This is a genomic window from Ancylobacter sonchi, assembly GCF_018390695.1.
GTDB classification, from domain to species: domain Bacteria; phylum Pseudomonadota; class Alphaproteobacteria; order Rhizobiales; family Xanthobacteraceae; genus Ancylobacter; species Ancylobacter sonchi.
Genome location: NZ_JAHBGF010000016.1, coordinates 258,784 through 274,583, shown reverse-complemented (window position 1 = coordinate 274,583; position 15,800 = coordinate 258,784). Strand labels below are relative to the sequence as shown.

At 67.7% G+C, this 15,800-nt stretch carries 18 protein-coding genes; 10 read left to right on the top strand and 8 right to left on the bottom strand.

The window, feature by feature from the left end; translation table 11 throughout:
- Positions 1 to 278 precede the first annotated feature (278 nt).
- The 4 genes from KHC28_RS08660 to hemE all read right to left on the bottom strand — a co-directional run bounded on the left by KHC28_RS08660 (position 279) and on the right by hemE (position 3,860).
- Positions 279 to 698, bottom strand: a complete 420-nt coding sequence (locus KHC28_RS08660; RefSeq protein ID WP_246564520.1) for a hypothetical protein — start codon at positions 696 to 698, stop codon at positions 279 to 281.
- 97 nt (positions 699 to 795) lie between these two features.
- Entirely contained in the window at positions 796 to 2,061 is a 1,266-nt protein-coding gene (gene rho, locus KHC28_RS08655) for a transcription termination factor Rho (protein WP_213352391.1), read from the bottom strand.
- Positions 2,062 to 2,337: 276 nt separating this feature from the next.
- Entirely contained in the window at positions 2,338 to 2,763 is a 426-nt protein-coding gene (gene hemJ / locus KHC28_RS08650) for a protoporphyrinogen oxidase HemJ (protein ID WP_214007927.1), read from the bottom strand.
- 62 nt (positions 2,764 to 2,825) lie between these two features.
- A complete protein-coding gene (gene hemE / locus KHC28_RS08645) occupies positions 2,826 to 3,860 on the bottom strand; it encodes a uroporphyrinogen decarboxylase (RefSeq protein ID WP_214008182.1) in 1,035 nt (344 codons plus the stop codon).
- A 332-nt stretch (positions 3,861 to 4,192) separates the two neighbouring features.
- Between hemE and KHC28_RS08640 the strand changes: the two genes are divergently transcribed.
- The 5 genes from KHC28_RS08640 to dnaQ are packed head-to-tail and all read left to right on the top strand — an operon-like array spanning position 4,193 to position 7,871.
- Positions 4,193 to 5,050, top strand: a complete 858-nt coding sequence (locus tag KHC28_RS08640; protein ID WP_312893139.1) for a pyruvate, water dikinase regulatory protein — start codon at positions 4,193 to 4,195, stop codon at positions 5,048 to 5,050.
- Positions 5,050 to 5,688: a Maf family protein gene (locus KHC28_RS08635; RefSeq protein ID WP_214007925.1), complete on the top strand. Its 639-nt coding sequence runs from the start codon at positions 5,050 to 5,052 to the stop codon at positions 5,686 to 5,688. The genes KHC28_RS08640 and KHC28_RS08635 overlap by 1 nt, the downstream gene beginning before the upstream one ends.
- Positions 5,685 to 6,530 carry a shikimate dehydrogenase gene (locus KHC28_RS08630; RefSeq protein WP_214007924.1) on the top strand — a complete coding sequence of 282 codons (846 nt, stop codon included), beginning with the start codon at positions 5,685 to 5,687 and terminating at the stop codon, positions 6,528 to 6,530. Before KHC28_RS08635 ends, KHC28_RS08630 begins: the two co-directional genes overlap by 4 nt.
- Complete coding sequence (gene coaE / locus KHC28_RS08625) at positions 6,527 to 7,147, top strand: dephospho-CoA kinase (protein WP_312893137.1); 621 nt, start codon at positions 6,527 to 6,529, stop codon at positions 7,145 to 7,147. The genes KHC28_RS08630 and coaE overlap by 4 nt, the downstream gene beginning before the upstream one ends.
- A 4-nt stretch (positions 7,148 to 7,151) precedes the next feature.
- Complete coding sequence (dnaQ, locus tag KHC28_RS08620; RefSeq protein WP_214007923.1) at positions 7,152 to 7,871, top strand: DNA polymerase III subunit epsilon; 720 nt, start codon at positions 7,152 to 7,154, stop codon at positions 7,869 to 7,871.
- A 35-nt stretch (positions 7,872 to 7,906) separates the two neighbouring features.
- On the opposite strand, the gene secB is transcribed toward dnaQ, so the two are convergent.
- Positions 7,907 to 8,371 carry a protein-export chaperone SecB gene (gene secB / locus KHC28_RS08615; protein WP_214007922.1) on the bottom strand — a complete coding sequence of 155 codons (465 nt, stop codon included), beginning with the start codon at positions 8,369 to 8,371 and terminating at the stop codon, positions 7,907 to 7,909.
- A 398-nt stretch (positions 8,372 to 8,769) separates the two neighbouring features.
- Between secB and KHC28_RS08610 the strand changes: the two genes are divergently transcribed.
- Genes KHC28_RS08610 through KHC28_RS08595 form a run of 4 tightly spaced genes read left to right on the top strand, consistent with a single transcriptional unit; the run spans position 8,770 to position 11,758 of the window.
- The gene (locus tag KHC28_RS08610) at positions 8,770 to 9,507 is read left to right on the top strand and encodes a Tim44/TimA family putative adaptor protein (protein WP_214007921.1); all 738 of its coding nucleotides are present in this window, start codon (positions 8,770 to 8,772) and stop codon (positions 9,505 to 9,507) included.
- Between the two features lie 12 nt (positions 9,508 to 9,519).
- Positions 9,520 to 10,779, top strand: coding sequence for a murein transglycosylase A (mltA, locus tag KHC28_RS08605; RefSeq protein WP_312893136.1), 1,260 nt, complete (start codon positions 9,520 to 9,522; stop codon positions 10,777 to 10,779).
- On the top strand, positions 10,776 to 11,396 hold the full coding sequence (locus tag KHC28_RS08600; protein WP_214007920.1) for a Smr/MutS family protein: 621 nt from the start codon (positions 10,776 to 10,778) through the stop codon (positions 11,394 to 11,396). Before mltA ends, KHC28_RS08600 begins: the two co-directional genes overlap by 4 nt.
- Positions 11,393 to 11,758 carry a helix-turn-helix domain-containing protein gene (locus tag KHC28_RS08595; protein WP_214007919.1) on the top strand — a complete coding sequence of 122 codons (366 nt, stop codon included), beginning with the start codon at positions 11,393 to 11,395 and terminating at the stop codon, positions 11,756 to 11,758. Before KHC28_RS08600 ends, KHC28_RS08595 begins: the two co-directional genes overlap by 4 nt.
- 30 nt (positions 11,759 to 11,788) lie before the next feature.
- Here the strand turns inward: KHC28_RS08595 and hslU are convergent, their stop codons facing one another.
- From hslU to KHC28_RS08580, 3 genes are all read right to left on the bottom strand, one after another.
- The gene (hslU, locus tag KHC28_RS08590; RefSeq protein WP_214007918.1) at positions 11,789 to 13,099 is read right to left on the bottom strand and encodes an ATP-dependent protease ATPase subunit HslU; all 1,311 of its coding nucleotides are present in this window, start codon (positions 13,097 to 13,099) and stop codon (positions 11,789 to 11,791) included.
- 102 nt (positions 13,100 to 13,201) lie between these two features.
- Positions 13,202 to 13,774: an ATP-dependent protease subunit HslV gene (hslV, locus tag KHC28_RS08585; RefSeq protein ID WP_214007917.1), complete on the bottom strand. Its 573-nt coding sequence runs from the start codon at positions 13,772 to 13,774 to the stop codon at positions 13,202 to 13,204.
- A gap of 64 nt (positions 13,775 to 13,838) precedes the next feature.
- A complete protein-coding gene (locus KHC28_RS08580; protein ID WP_214007916.1) occupies positions 13,839 to 15,038 on the bottom strand; it encodes an MFS transporter in 1,200 nt (399 codons plus the stop codon).
- A 154-nt stretch (positions 15,039 to 15,192) separates the two neighbouring features.
- Here KHC28_RS08580 and hisB point away from each other — a divergent pair, with 154 nt between their 5' ends.
- The gene (hisB, locus tag KHC28_RS08575; RefSeq protein ID WP_214007915.1) at positions 15,193 to 15,786 is read left to right on the top strand and encodes an imidazoleglycerol-phosphate dehydratase HisB; all 594 of its coding nucleotides are present in this window, start codon (positions 15,193 to 15,195) and stop codon (positions 15,784 to 15,786) included.
- The last annotated feature ends 14 nt before the right edge of the window (positions 15,787 to 15,800 follow it).

Genomic DNA, 15,800 nt, shown 5'->3' with positions numbered 1-15,800 from the left:
CTGTGGATAAATCGGGGACAAAATCGCCCCATCGCCGTAGCGCCACAGAAATCGCCCGTGACGGCAAAACCGCATCCTACGACCCATCCATCGGATCGAGTCCGAAACGGCTGCCCTGAGTCAAATGTGAGAGGCATCATTCCGGTAGCGAATCGATCACGTGACTCGCTGCGGTTGCCGAATATCGACCGCCATCCTGCGAAGGAGGGGAGCGACCCTCACCCGCCACGATAAACGCATCGATGCCATGTGGAAAACCGCCGAGCCCGGCCTCGCCCTCACCCGAGCCGGCGGTTGCGACGCTTGTCGACATCCTGGCGGTCGAACCGGCTATTGGCGAAGGCCAGCGGCACGATGATCGCCAGCGCGGCGCACAGATCGGCCTGCAACACGTAGAAGCCGCCGAGCTCCTCGCGGATCGCCGCGCCGATCACCGGGTCGGCGAGCTCGGCGATGATCAGTGACACCGCGAAGGCCACCGGCACCCACAGCATCAGTGGCAGCCACCAGCGCCGGCACGACATGGCGAGGCTCAGCCCGGCAATGGTCAGCAGCGTGATCCACAGCACCGCGGCCGGCGGCTCGCGCTCGGCCATGCCGCCGGTGATCGGAGTGGCAAGGGCCGACGCGGCCGGCAGAATCCAGCTCGCCAGCAAGATCGAACTTGCCGGAACGAGAAGGCTCCACCGCATCGCCATGGCCGTCTCCGCTGCCAGAGGTTCGCCGATCCGCCGCAGGTCTCCGGGTCAGCACCGCCGGCCTTCGCCGTCCGGTGCTTCCCGTAAGGTAATCGCCTCAGGTATTCATCGAGTCGAAGAAGTCGCCATTGGTCTTGGTCTGGCGCAATTTGTCCAGCAGGAATTCGATGGCGTCGACCGTGCCCATCGGATTGAGGATACGCCGCAGGACGTACATCTTCTTGAGCACGTCGTTCGGTACCAGCAGCTCTTCCTTGCGGGTGCCCGAGCGGGTGATGTCGATGGCCGGGAACACGCGCTTGTCGGAGACCTTGCGGTCGAGGATGACTTCGGAGTTACCCGTGCCCTTGAACTCCTCGAAGATCACCTCGTCCATGCGCGAGCCGGTCTCGATCAGCGCGGTGGCGATGATGGTCAGCGAGCCGCCTTCCTCGATGTTGCGCGCCGCGCCGAAGAAGCGCTTGGGGCGCTGCAGGGCGTTGGCGTCGACACCGCCGGTCAGCACCTTGCCGGAGGACGGCACCACGGTGTTGTAGGCGCGGCCGAGGCGGGTGATGGAGTCCAGCAGGATCACCACGTCGCGCTTGTGCTCGACCAGGCGCTTGGCCTTCTCGATCACCATCTCCGCCACCTGCACGTGGCGCTGGGCCGGCTCGTCGAAGGTGGAGGACACCACCTCGCCCTTCACCGAGCGCTGCATGTCGGTGACTTCCTCCGGCCGCTCGTCGATGAGCAGCACGATGAGGTAGCACTCGGGATGGTTGGTGGTGATCGACTGGGCGATGTTCTGCAGGAGAACGGTTTTACCCGTCCGCGGCGGCGCCACGATCAGGCCGCGCTGGCCCTTGCCGATCGGCGCGACGATATCGATGATCCGCGGCGAGAAATCCTTGCGGGTCGGATCCTCGATTTCCAGCTTCAGCCGCTCGTCGGGGTAGAGCGGGGTGAGGTTGTCGAAGTTGATCTTGTGACGGATCTTCTCTGGGTCCTCGAAATTGATCGTGTTGACCTTGAGCAGCGCGAAATAACGCTCGCCCTCCTTGGGAGAGCGGATCTGCCCCTCGACGGTGTCGCCGGTGCGCAGGCCGAAGCGGCGGATCTGCGAAGGCGAGACATAGATGTCGTCGGGCCCGGGCAGGTAGTTGGCGTCCGGCGAGCGCAGGAAGCCGAAGCCGTCGGAGAGGATCTCGACGACGCCTTCGCCGATGATGTCGGTCTCGCGGGCGGCCAGCTGTTTCAGAATGGCGAACATCAGCTCCTGCTTGCGCAGCGTGCTGGCGTTCTCGACCTCAAGTTCCTCGGCGGTGACGAGCAGCTCGGCCGGGGTCTTGGACTTGAGGTCCTGGAGCTTCATTTCCCCCATGGGAAAGGGCCTCGGTGTTTGGATGTTTCCGGGGGGATCGGAATCCGGCCCGGACAATCGGGGAGTAAGGGAAGCGCTGGTCTGCGGACCGGGCCGGCAAGAAGCCCGCCTCCTGTCCGACCCATCGGCCGGCACCCTGGGAAGATGCCGATGAAAGCGATGCGTCAGCCAGCTTCGTGGAAGAGAGCGCACCATAGGCAAGCCCGCGATTCCGCGCAAGCCCACCCAATACGGTTTCCGCGCGCCGGGGAGGCGAGGCCGAACACGGAAGCGCGATCAGAACGGTTTCACCACCACCAGGATCACGATGGCGATCATCAGCAGCGTCGGCACCTCGTTGGCCACCCGGTAGAACCGCGCCGAACGGGTGTTGCGGTCCTCGGCGAAATCCCGCACCCGCGCGGTCAGGAAGCCGTGGAAGCCGCTCATCGCCAGCACCAGCGCGAATTTGGCGTGGAACCACGGCGCCACCCACCAGCCGCCCTGCCAGGCCAGCCACAGCCCTGCCAGCCAGGTGACACCCATGGCCGGGTTGATGATCGCCTTGAGCAGCCGCCGTTCCATGACCTTGAAGGTCTCGGATTGCGGCGAGCCCGCCGGCGCGTCGCAGTGATAGACCATCAGCCGCGGCAGATAGAGCATCCCCGCCATCCAGGAGATGACGGCGAGGATGTGCAGCGCCTTGATCCAGTCGTAGAGCATTGCGAGCGGTTCCAGCGGCGAAGGAGGCGGTTTGGCGTCCGAAAAGCGCGATCCCGAGGCGGTCAGTAGCCCCTGACCCGCCGCAGCATCTGCTCGACATGGGCGATCGGCGTCTCCGGACGGATGCCGTGGCCGAGATTGAAGATATGCGCCGCGCCGCGCAGGTCGGCCATCAGCGCGTCGATGGCGGCATCGAGGCCCGCCCCGCCGGCGATCAGCGCCAGCGGATCGAGGTTGCCCTGCAGCGCCACCTTGCCACCAAGGGCGAGGCGCACCGCCTTGCGCTCGGCGGTCCAGTCCAGCCCGACCGCGTCGACCCCGGTTTCCTCGACGAGGCGGATGAGACCGGCCAGCGTCGCCCCCTTCGGGAAGGCGATGATGCGCGCACCCGGCCGCTTCGTCCTCACCAGCCTCACCAGCCGCGCGATCGGCCTGATCGTCCACCGCACAAAGCTTTCCGGATCGAGCACGCCGGACCATGAATCGAAGATCTGCACCGCGTCGGCGCCGGCCTCCAGCTGCCCGACGAGATAGTCGGCGGAGACCTCGACCAGCCGGTCGATCAGGGCGTCGAAGAAGGCCGGATCCATCAGCGAGGCAATGCGGGCCGGCGCCTGGTCGGGGGTGCCGCGCCCGGCGATCATGTAGGTCGCCACTGTCCAGGGCGCGCCGCAAAAGCCGAGCAATGCGGTCTCGACTGGCAGGTTGGCGCGGATCTTCGCCACCGCCTCGAAGACCGGCGAGGTGCGAGAAGGGTCCAGCGTTTCACGCAAGCCCTTGAGATCGCTAAGACTCCCGACCGGATCGAGCCGCGGCCCTTCGCCGGTTTCGAAAGCGAGCTTCATGCCGAGTGCGTGCGGCACCACCAGGATGTCGGAGAACAAGATCGCCGCGTCGAAGCCGAACCGACGGATGGGCTGGAGCGTTACCTCGGTGGCGTAGTCGGGATTGTAGCAGAGGGACAGGAAGTCGCCGGCCTTGGCGCGCAGCTCGCGATATTCCGGCAGATAGCGCCCGGCCTGGCGCATCATCCAGACCGGCGTGCGGTCCGGGACATGGCCGGCGAGAGCCTGAAGGATGATCGATCGGGGAAGCATGTCGTCCACCACGCCTTTCATACTTCATTAATCTCTTTAAATGAGAGTCTTCAGTGTTTGTGGGTGGGCATTAGCCGGGTTCCTCGGATCGGGCAACCAGCCCCCAGCTCCTCGCCGTTTTCCCCGATTCCCACGCCGCTGATTAGCTCGGATATTTCAAGGGCTTGGATTAGTCGGCGCGGCTTATCCTCACAGTTCGCTTCGCGGTGCGCGGATCGCCCACAGCCGGCACTTATGTGGATGGATTCCCCCGTCATCCCCAGGCGGGCCCTTGCCAGCGTCCCCGGCACATGGCTTGTTCCCAGCCTATGCACAGCCCTGTGGATGGCTCCGTGACCGACAGCGCCCGACCGGCCGAGAACTATTATCACCTGCACCTCGTGTCGGATTCGACCGGTGAGACACTGATCAGCGTCGCCCGCGCCGCCGCCGCGCAGTACAGCGGGGTGAAGCCGATCGAGCACATCTATCCGCTGGTGCGCACCCACAAGCAGCTCGACAAGGTGCTCAGCGATATCGACGAATATCCCGGTATCGTGCTGTACACCCTGACCGAACCGGAGCTGCGCAACCGGCTGAAGGCTTATTGCCTCGACAATGGCATCCCGGTGCTCTCGGTGCTGGCGCCGGTGGTGCGGCTGTTCCAGGCCTATCTCGGTGGCGCGCCGACCCCGCGCGTCGGCGGCCAGCACCAGCTCGACGGCGAATATTTCCGCCGTATCGACGCGATGAACTTCACCGTGATGCACGATGACGGCCAGCACACCGACGGGCTCGAGGCCGCCGATGTCGTGCTGCTCGGCATTTCCCGTTCGTCGAAGACGCCGACCAGCATCTATCTCGCCAATCGCGGCATCAAGACCGCCAACATCCCGCTGGTGCCTAACATCCCGGTGCCGTCGGGCCTCGCCGAGCTGAGGCGTCCCCTGGTGGTCGGGCTGGTGGCGAGTGCCGAGCGGGTGGTGGAGATCCGCCGCAACCGTTTGATGGGGCTCAATGCCGGCCAGTCCAACGATTCCTATATTGATCGGGATTCCGTCGCCGAGGAGATCGCCTTCTCGCGGCGGCTATGCGCGCGCAACGACTGGCCGGTGATCGACGTCACCCGCCGCTCGATCGAGGAAACCGCGGCGGCGATCATCGGCCTACTGCAGGAACATCGTCGCAAGCTGGCGGAGAACAGGGGCTGATGCCGGAGCGCGACGTGAGAGACACCCATTCGCTGTGGCAGGCCAGCGATGCGCTGGTGCTGGCTTCCAAGAGCATCGCCCGGCTCTCGCTGCTGGCGGCGGCCGGGTTGCCGGTCGAAACCGTGAGCATCGAGGTCGACGAGCGCGGCATAGAGGACCGGCTGCTGCGGGAAGGGGCCTCGCCGGCCAAGATCGCGGTGGAACTGTCGATCGCCAAGGCGCTTGCCGGAAGCGCGCTGCGCCCCGGCCGCCTCGTCATCGGTGCCGATCAGACGCTGGCGCTCGGCGACGAGCGCTTCCACAAGCCGGTGGATCTTGCCGCCGCCGCCGAGCAGTTGCGCCGCCTGGCCGGCCATACCCATGCGCTGCATTCCGGCATCGCGGTGGCGCTCAATGGCGAGGTGGTGTTCCGCACCGTCGAATCCGCACTGCTGTCCATGCGCGAGCTCAGCGAGGCGGCGCTTACCGCCTATCTCGCCGAGGCGGGACCTTCGGTGTCGTCGAGCGTCGGCGGCTACCAGCTGGAAGGGCTCGGTATCCATCTGTTCGAGAAGGTGACGGGCAATCACATGGTGATCCTCGGCTTGCCGCTCATCCCGCTGCTGGCCTTCCTGCGCGCCCGTGGAGATCTTCTGTGACACGTGCCGTCGTCGTCATCGGCCATCCGGTCGCCCATTCGCGCTCGCCGCTGATCCATGGCTACTGGATCGCCGAACATGGCATCGACGGCAGCTATGGCCGGCGCGACGTGCCGCCGGAAGAAATCGCCGGTTTCCTCGCCGATTTCGCCGCCAGCGGCCTTGTCGGGGCGAATGTCACCGTGCCGCACAAGGAGGCCGCCTTCGCCGCCGCCGTGGAGCGTGATCCCGTTGCCGAGGCCCTGGGGGCGGTGAACACGCTGTGGCTTGCCGACGGACGGCTGCACGGCGCCAATACCGACGTGCATGGTTTCCTTGCCAATCTCGACGCCGCCGCGCCCGGTTGGGACCGGGCGCTGGACGAAGCGGTGGTGCTCGGAGCGGGCGGCGCTGCGCGGGCGATCGTCTATGGCCTGCTCAGCCGCGGCATTGGCCGCGTCACGGTGGCGAACCGTACGCTGTCGCGTGCCGAGGCGCTGCGGGCACAGTTCGGCGACAAGGTGCTGCCGGTGGATTGGCGCGATCTCGCCGGCACGTTGCCCAGCGCCCGGCTGTTGGTGAATACCACCTCGCTCGGGATGAAGGGCCAGCCGCCGCTGGATATCGACCTGTCGCTGCTGTCGCCGGACGCGGTGGTGACCGATGCCGTCTATGTACCGCTGGAGACGCCGCTTTTGCGCGCAGCCCGGGCGCGCGGCCTCGCGGCGGTGGACGGACTCGGCATGCTGCTGCACCAGGCGACGCCGGGTTTCCAGCGCTGGTTCGGGGTGACGCCGCAGGTGACGCCGGCGCTGCGGGCGCTGGCGGTTGAGGATCTGAGGGCCAAGGGGCAGCTCACGTGACGTCGACGAAGATCGGGAGGCACCGGCCGTTCCGGCTCGGGCTGACCGGTTCGATCGGCATGGGCAAGTCGACCACCGCCGGCCTGTTCCGCGAGCTTGGCGTGTCCGTCCATGACGCCGACGCCGCCGTGCACGACATCTATGCCCATGAGGGCGTGGAGCCGGTGGAAGCCGCGTTTCCTGGCGTTACGGTCGACGGGCATGTCGACCGGGCGAGGCTCGGCGCCCGCGTGCTGCACGATGCCGAGGCGATGAAGCGGCTCGAGGCCATCGTGCATCCGCTGGTGCGCCGGCGCGAACAGGCCTTCCTCGAAAAGGCGCGCCTCGACGAGGCCGCGCTGGCGGTGCTCGACATTCCACTGCTCTACGAGACCGGCGCCGAGGCGCGCGTCGATGCGGTGGCGGTGGTCTCGGCGCCGCATTCTGTGCAGCGCGCGCGGGTTCTGGCCCGGCCGGGCATGACGGAAGAGAAATTCCAGGCGATTCTCGCCAAGCAGATTCCCGATTCGGAAAAGCGGCGGCGCGCCGACTACCTCATCGACACCGGCAGCGGCATCGAGGCGGCCCGTGCCGCCGTCGCCGAACTGGTTCGCCAACTGACTGCCACACAGGAGTGATGCGATGCGCGAGATCGTACTCGATACCGAAACCACTGGCCTCGATCCGCTGCGCGGCGACCGGCTGGTGGAAATCGGCTGCGTCGAGATCTTCAACCGCATCCCGACCGGGCAGAATTTCCACGTCTACATCAATCCCGAGCGCGACATGCCGGTCGAGGCGTTCAACGTGCACGGGCTGTCGGCGGAGTTCCTGTCCGACAAGCCGCTATTCGCGCAGGTCGTCGACGATTTCCTCGCCTTCATCGGCGATGCGCCGCTGGTGATCCACAACGCCTCGTTTGATATCGGCTTCATCAATGCCGAGCTGTCGCGAACCGGTCGGCCGCCGCTGACCTTCGACCGGGTGATCGACACGCTCGCCATGGCGCGCCGGCGCCATCCCGGCGCCTCGAACCGCCTCGACGACCTGATGGCGCGCTACGGCATCGATGGCTCGCGCCGCACCAAGCACGGCGCGCTGCTCGATTCCGAATTGCTGGCGGACGTCTATGCCGAGCTGGCCGGCGGGCGCCAGACGGCGCTGGGCCTCACCGTGGCCGAGACGACCACGGAAACGACGGCGGAAGGGCTGGAGCTGGTCGTGCTCACCCGGACGGCGCCTTTGGCTCCGCGCCTGTCGGAAGCGGAGATAGCCGCCCATGCGGCGTTCGTGCGCACGCTCGGCGATGCAGCGATCTGGACCGACTACGTCGCCGCACCGCAAGCGGACCAGCCGGGCTGATCCGCTGCCGCAAGGCGGCGACGCGACGGGTCTCGTCAGGAGGCGAGCACGTTGCTCGGCGGGGTCTTCGCCATGCGCTGGCGATAGAGCGTCACGAAGTCGACCGGATCGATCATCAGCGGCGGGAAGCCGCCATTGCGCACGGTGTCGGCGACGATCTGGCGCGCGAACGGGAACAGCATGCGCGGGCATTCGATCATAACGAAGGGATGCACGGTCTCCTGCGCCACGTTCTGGGCGCGGAACACGCCGGCATAGAGCAGCTCCAGCGCGAACAGCGTCTTGTTCTGGATCTCGGCCTTCACCTCGATCTTCAGCTCGACCTCGTACTCGCCCTCACGGACGGGGCGGGCGTTCACGCCGATCTGAATGCCAATCTGCGGCTGACCCTGCGGCGCCAGCGATTCGGGCGCGCCGGGATTCTCGAAGGAGAGATCCTTGATGTACTGGGTCAGCACATGCAGCGTGGGCATGGCGGGGGTCGCGTCGTTCTCGGCCATTATGATCTCCGTGCGCCACCGTCCGGCGGCGCCTCGCGTCGGCGGGATGCGCTGCGGCGCCGGCATTTGTGCCGACGGCAGGGCTTGAAGGGCGAGAGTGGCTAACACGGTTGCCCCCCGCTCACAAGGCGGCTCCGCGAGGCGGCCCGGAGCCCGCCGCCGCCGGCGCGGCTTTGCCGCATGGAACGGTCGTGCTCTACTCATTCATCGAATTGTCGGATAAGGACGAACCGGCAAGATGGTGTCGTTGGGTCAACCCGTGATGCGGGGAGACTGGCGAAATCGCCAGAACGACGTAAATAGCATGGAAGGCGTCTTCCCGGATTGGACCGGGCGGCGGCGTGACACACCCCTCGCTTCCGGTCGCCCCGGGGGCGACGACAACGGCGAAAAGCGAAGTGTTCGATATTTATACGATCATATTCCTGGCGCTGGCCGTGTTCATTTTCATCCGGCTGCGCAGCGTGCTCGGTCAGCGGACCGGCCGCGAGCGCCCTCCTTATGATCCCTATTCGCGGCGCGACGCCGCCAAGGCGCCCGTCGGCAGCGAGTCCGGCGCGGACAAGATCATCAATTTTCCGGATCGCAACGGCGAGCAGGCCGTCCCTCCTGCCCCGGTGGAACCGGTCGACGAATCCGAGCCGGCGCCGCAGCGCTGGGCGGGTGTCGCCGAGATCGGCTCGGCGGTGGCCAACGGCCTTGATGCCATCGCCGCCCAGGATCGCGGCTTCGACGCCAAGCACTTCCTCACCGGCGCGCGTGCCGCCTATGAGATGATCGTCGTTGCCTTCGCCGAGGGAGACCGCGCCTCGCTGAAGGACCTGCTGGCCCGCGACGTGTTCGACGGCTTCGCCGCCGCCATCACCGAGCGCGAGACGCGCGGCGAGAAGATGGAGACCCGCTTCGTCGGCATCGAGAAGGCGGATGTCACCGAAGCGTCGGTGAAGGGCCGCACGGCGCAGATCACCGTGCGCTTCCTGTCGCAGCTGATCTCGGTAACGCGCGACCGCAACGGCCAGGTGGTTGATGGCGATCCGGAACTGGTGGCGGATGTCACCGATGTGTGGACCTTCTCCCGCGATCTCGGCGCCCGCGATCCCAACTGGAAGCTCGTCGCGACCGAGGCGGCTTCCTGATACGCTGGCCGGGTGCTAGCGCTCGCCCCCATCCTGCGGCCCCTGCTCGCGGCCGGACTGATCCTCGTTTCGCCGGCGGTGCAGGCCAGGGCCGTGCCGTCCCCGGCGCCGCCGCTCTTCGCCGATGCGGCGGTGGAGCCGCTGGCGTTTGCCGATCTGCCCGGCTGGCGGGAGGACGATCCGCGCGCGGCGCTCGCCGCCTTCCGGCGTAGCTGCGGCAAGATCCGCTCCGGCTCCGATCTCGTCGATCCCGCGCGCCCGGTCTTTACCGCGCTGAAACGCACCTGCCGACAGGCAGCGCGTCTGCCCGCGCGGCTGAGTGAGGCGAGGGCACGCGCCTTCTTCGAGCGGGAGTTCCGGCCGCTGCGCGTCGCCCCGCTTACCAGCGATCAGGGCTTCCTCACCGGCTATTATGAACCGGAGGTCGCCGGCTCGCGGACCCGCACCGACGACTATGCGACGCCGCTTTACCGCCGGCCGCCCGACCTGATCCTGGAAATCCCCTCGCAGGACGGCGTGCCGGCCAATCGTGGCAAGGCGTTTCGCGAGGAGAACGGCGTCCGCGTGCCCTATTACGACCGCGCCGCCATCGACGACGGCGCGTTGGCCGGGAAGGGGCTGGAGGTCGCCTTCATCCGCGATCCCGCCGATGCCTTCTTCGCCGCGATCCAGGGCTCGGTGCGGGTCCGGCTGCCGGACGGACGGCTGCTGCGGCTGAACTATGACGGCCATAACGGCCAGCCTTACACGCCTGTCGGTCGCATTCTGGTGGAGAAAGGCATCGTTCCGCGGGAAAAGATGTCGATGGACGCCATTCGCGCCTATATCGCCGCGCATCCCGAGGAGGGAAAGGCGCTGATGCGCGAGAACCATTCCTATGTCTTCTTCCGCATCGCCGACCAATTGTCGGACAGCGATGGCGCCGTCGGCGCGCAGGGGTTGCCGCTGGTGGCCGAGCGCTCCATCGCCGTCGACAAGCGCATCCATGTCTACGGGACGCCGATCTTCCTCGATGCCCAGCTACCGCTGGGCGCGGACGGCGCGTCGCAGCCGTTCCGCCGGTTGACCATTGCGCAGGACACCGGCTCGGCGATCGTGGGCCCGGCGCGCGCCGACATCTTCTTCGGCGCCGGCGCCGAGGCCGGTTCGATAGCCGGCCGCATCAAGGACCCCGGCAACTTCGCCGTGCTGGTTCCTCGTTCGGTCGATCCGTTCCGCCCGCATCCGGCGCCGCGCCCGTCCCGCCGTCCGCCGGGGATCGACGGGCAATGAGCGACAAGGACGACCAGCCTCCCCGCACCTCCCGCCGCCGGCGGGGATTGGCTGCCGAGGAGCGCGCATTGTGGGAGCAGGTCACCCGCTCGGTGAGGCGGCTGCGCCCGGAGCCGCCGGCGATGCCGCGACCCGAGCCGGGCTTCGCCGAATTGGTCGCCGAAGAGGCGGCGCCGAAGGAAAAACCCGTCGCGACGGCGCTACCTAAGCCCGTATCGCCACCGCGTCCGCCCGCTCCTCCCCCGTTGGCACCGTTGGAGCCGAAGCTGCGGCGGCGGCTGACGCGCGGCGCCGAGGTGGATGCCCGCCTGGACCTGCACGGCCTGACGCAGGCGGCGGCGCATCACCGGCTCGGCGCCTTCCTGCGTTCGGCGCAGGGACAGGGCCTCGCGGTGGTGCTGGTGATCACCGGCAAGGGAGGTGGCCCGGCTGTCGGCAGGGCAGCGTCGCTGTTCGGCGAAGGCGAGCGCGGCGTGCTGCGCCGGCTGGTGCCGCAATGGCTGGCCGAGCCGGCGCTGCGCCATGTCGTCATCGGCTTCGAGACCGCCGGTCGCGGCCATGGCGGCGAGGGCGCGCTCTATGTGCGCCTGCGTCGGGTACGGGAGGTGCCGCGTTGACCCCGTTCGGCCGGCGCATGCGCGAGATGCGGGCGGAGCGCGGCGTGACGCTCAGCCAGATGGCGGAGCAGATCGGCGTCTCGGCCGCCTACCTCTCAGCGCTGGAGCACGGCAAGCGCGGCCAGCCGACCTGGCTGATGCTCCAGCGCATCATGGCCTATTTCAACGTCATCTGGGACGAGGCGGAAGCACTGCGCATGCTGGCCGAGATGTCGGACCCGCGCGTGGTGGTCGACACCGCCGGCCTGTCGCCGGAGGCGACCGAGCTCGCCAATGTTCTGGCCCGCGAGATCGCCACCCTGCCGCAGGAGGCGGTCGCCGAGCTGCTCGGCCGGCTCAAGATCCTGAGCCGGCCGGGCTGATCCTTCACGGATTCACGTGAAACAGCCGTTCTACAGGATGAAACGGCTGAGATCGGTGTTGCTGGCGAGGTCGGCGACCCGCTCGCGCACATAGGGGCCATCGACCGTCACGGTCTCGCCTGCCCGATCCGGCGCGGTGAAGGACAGATCGTCCAGCACCCGCTCGATCACCGTCTGCAGGCGGCGGGCGCCGATATTCTCCACCGTGGCATTCACCTCCACCGCGAGGTCGGCGATGGCTTCCACCGCGTCCTCGGTGATGTCCAGCGTCACCCCTTCGGTGTCCATCAGCGCCACCGACTGCTTGACGAGGCTGGCCTCGGTCTCGGTGAGGATGCGCTTGAAATCCTCGCGCGACAGCGGCTCCAGCTCGACGCGGATCGGCAGGCGGCCCTGCAGCTCCGGCAAGAGGTCGGAGGGCTTGGAGACGTGGAAGGCGCCCGAGGCGATGAACAGGATGTGGTCGGTCTTCAGCGGCCCGTGCTTGGTCGAGACGGTGGTGCCCTCGATCAGCGGCAGCAGGTCGCGCTGCACGCCCTCGCGCGAGACGTCGCCGCCGCCGCGCCGCTCGGAACCGGCGATCTTGTCGATCTCGTCGAGGAAGACGATGCCGTTCTCCTCGACCGAGCGGATCGCTTCCTGCACGATGGCGTCCTGGTCGATCAGCTTGTCCGCCTCCTCCGACAGCAGCAGCGGATGCGCGTCCTTGACGGTGACGCGGCGGGGCTTGGAGCGGCCGCCAAACGCCTTGCCCAGCATGTCGCCGATCGAGATCGCGCCCATCTGCGCGCCCGGCATGCCGGGAATCTCGAACATCGGCATGCCCTGCCCGCCGCCGGAAGCCAGCTCGACCTCGACTTCCTTGTCGTCGAGCAGGCCGTCGCGCAGCTTCTTGCGGAAGCTCTCGCGGGTGCCGGGCGAGGCGGTCGACCCGACCAGCGCGTCGAGCACCCGCTCCTCGGCGGCGAGATGCGCCTTGGCCTCGACTTCCTTGCGCTTGGCGTCGCGCACCAGACTGATGCCGATCTCCAGCAGGTCGCGGGCGATCTGTTCGACATCCCGGCCGACATAGCCGACCTCGGTGAACTTGGTGGCCTCGACCTTGAGGAAGGGCGCGCCGGCCAGCTTGGCGAGGCGGCGGGAGATCTCGGTCTTGCCGACGCCGGTCGGGCCGATCATCAGGATGTTCTTCGGCAGAACCTCCTCGCGCAGCTGGCCATGCAGCTGCTGGCGCCGCCAGCGGTTGCGCAGCGCGATGGCCACCGCCCGCTTGGCCTTGTGCTGGCCGACGATGTAGCGGTCGAGTTCCGAGACGATTTCGCGGGGCGAGAAATTGTTCATGGGCTCAAGGTCCTCTCGGCGGTCCGTCTCGTCGCGAGCGCGTCGCCGAACGGTGTTGGGCAGATGTCTGTGACGATGGCGCAGGCTCCGGCCGGGCCGGGCTCACGCGACATCCAGCGTCTCGATGGTGAGGTTGCCGTTGGTGTAGATGCAGATGTCGGCGGCGATCTCCAGGCTCTTGCGCACGATCGCCTCCGGATCCTGACCGCTGTCGGCCAGCGCGCGGGCGGCCGCCAGGGCATAGTTGCCGCCCGAACCGATGGCGGCGATGCCGTGCTGGGGCTCCAGCACGTCGCCGGTACCGGTCAGCACCAGGGTGATCCTGGCGTCGGCGACGATCATCATCGCTTCCAGCCGGCGCAGATAGCGGTCGGTGCGCCAATCCTTGGCGAGTTCGACGGCGGCGCGCTGCAACTGCCCGGGATATTGCTCGAGCTTGGCCTCGAGCCGCTCGAACAGGGTGAAGGCGTCGGCGGTGGCGCCGGCGAAACCGCCGATCACGTCGCCCTTGCCGAGCCGCCGTACCTTGCGGGCGTTCGACTTCATCACCGTCGCCCCGAGCGTCACCTGCCCGTCGCCGCCGATGGCGACGCGCGTGCCGTCGCGTACCGAGACGATGGTGGTGCCGTAGATGGTGTCGGGGGCGTGCTGGGTGGGAAAACCGCTGCTGTGCATGGGGAACTCCGAAACAGAGCTCTTACTTAGCGACGAGCCACCGTTTCGCAACCAGCCGCATGCGTCAGCCCGCCACCCGCATCCGCACGGCGGGGAGGAGGCTGGTGAGCACGATCAGCCCGCCGAGCAGCAGGAAGACATCGCTCGAGAACAGGGTGAGCAGGCTGGTGAGCAGGCCGGCGACGAACACCGACAGCGCCACCTCGGCATTGGCGACGCCGAGCGCCCAGCCGCGCTCGCTTTCGTCCACCGAGGAGGAGATGGCGGTTAGCAGCGTGATGAAGGCGAAGATATTGCTGAAGGTCGACAGGAAGGCGAGCGCCACCTGCCCGGCGGCCGGGATAGGCAAGGCGCTCGCCGCGACGAACAGGCCGCACAGAGCGAGGCCGATCAGCGTCACCGGCTTGTCGCTGGCGAAGCGGGCGCGCAGCGTTCTGAAGCCCCAGGCGGAGGAGATGGCGCAGCCAATGCCCATCACCATGGAGAACAGGCCGAGCTCGGCGGTCGAGAAGCCGTAGGAGCCCTGCATCTCCACGAGGATGAAGGTGTAGTAGATCAGGAAACCGAGCTGGAACAGGAAGAAGGACGCGCCGGGCAGCAGGATCGCCGGCCGGTCGCCGATGCGCACCAGCAGCAGGAAGGGCTGCTTCCAGTCCAGCTTGAGCACGCGCCGGGCTTCGTCGCTCGCGAAATGCGCGCTGCGCAGTAGCGCCAGCGTGACGAGGCAGAGCGCCAGCGCGAGACCGAGCGGCAGCCGGAAGTCCCAATGGCCGAGCACGCCGCCGATCGCCGGGCCGGCGACCATGCCGAGCGTGTTGACGAGCACGACCTGCGCCATGGCGGCGCTGCGCTGGTCTTCCGGCGCGGCATCGACCACCGAGGCCTGGGCGATCGGCGCCGTGCCGGCCATCAGGCCGCAGGCGAGGCGGCCGAGGAAGAACAGCCAGAGATGCCCGATCTCAAGTGCCGCCCACATCAGCGCGTAGCCGGCGGCGAGCCCGCCCATGCAGAGCATCAGCGTCCGACGGCGACCGAGCGCGTCGGACAGGTCGCCGAGTAGCGAGGCGCCGAAGAACATGCCGATCGGAAACAGCGCGAAGGCAAGCGAGAGCAGGGCGTCTCGGGTCGCCGGCGCATAGGTTTCGGCAACCCAGCCGCCGCCGAACAGCGCCACGATCAGCGGATACATCAGCCCGAAGGAGAAGATGTCGATGAAGACGGCGAGGAACAGCGGGGCACGGGCGCGCAACGTGGCGAGATCCATGGATCGTCCGTTCGGGTAGGGTCGGGCACCGACGGCGCGGAGGATGATGACGGCAAAGCACGAGCCGGCCCAGCCGCTTGCCGGGCCGGGACGCCTTTATGTGGCGCCCGCGTGGCAATGCTGCTAAGACGCCGGCTCTTTCGGGAGCCCGATCATGCGTAAGGCGTCCATCACCCGCGCCACCAAGGAAACAGATATCCGCCTCGCCGTGAACCTCGACGGGACCGGCAAGGCGGCGATTGCGACCGGCGTGGGCTTTTTCGACCACATGCTGGACCTGCTCGCCCGCCATTCGCGGATCGACATGGACATTGCGGCGAAGGGCGACACGCATATCGACTTCCACCATACGGTGGAGGATGTCGGCATCGCGCTCGGCCAGGCGGTGCGCCAGGCGCTGGGCGACATGCGCGGCATCACCCGCTATGCCAGCTTGCACCTTCCGATGGACGAGACGTTGACGCGCGTCGCGCTCGACATTTCCGGCCGGCCGTTCCTGGTGTTCCGCACCGAGTTCGCGGTGGCGAAGATCGGCGAGTTCGACACCGAGCTGGTGCGCGAGTTCTTCCAGGCCTTCGCCATCAATGCCGGCGTCACCCTGCATGTCGAGACGCTGTACGGTGCCAATGCGCACCACATCGCCGAGAGCTGCTTCAAGGGGCTGGCGCGGGCGCTGAGGGCGGCGGTGGCCATCGATCCGGCGGCGGCGGGCGAGGTTCCGTCCACCAAGGGCAGCCTCGGCGGCTGAGCCCGGAGGACCGG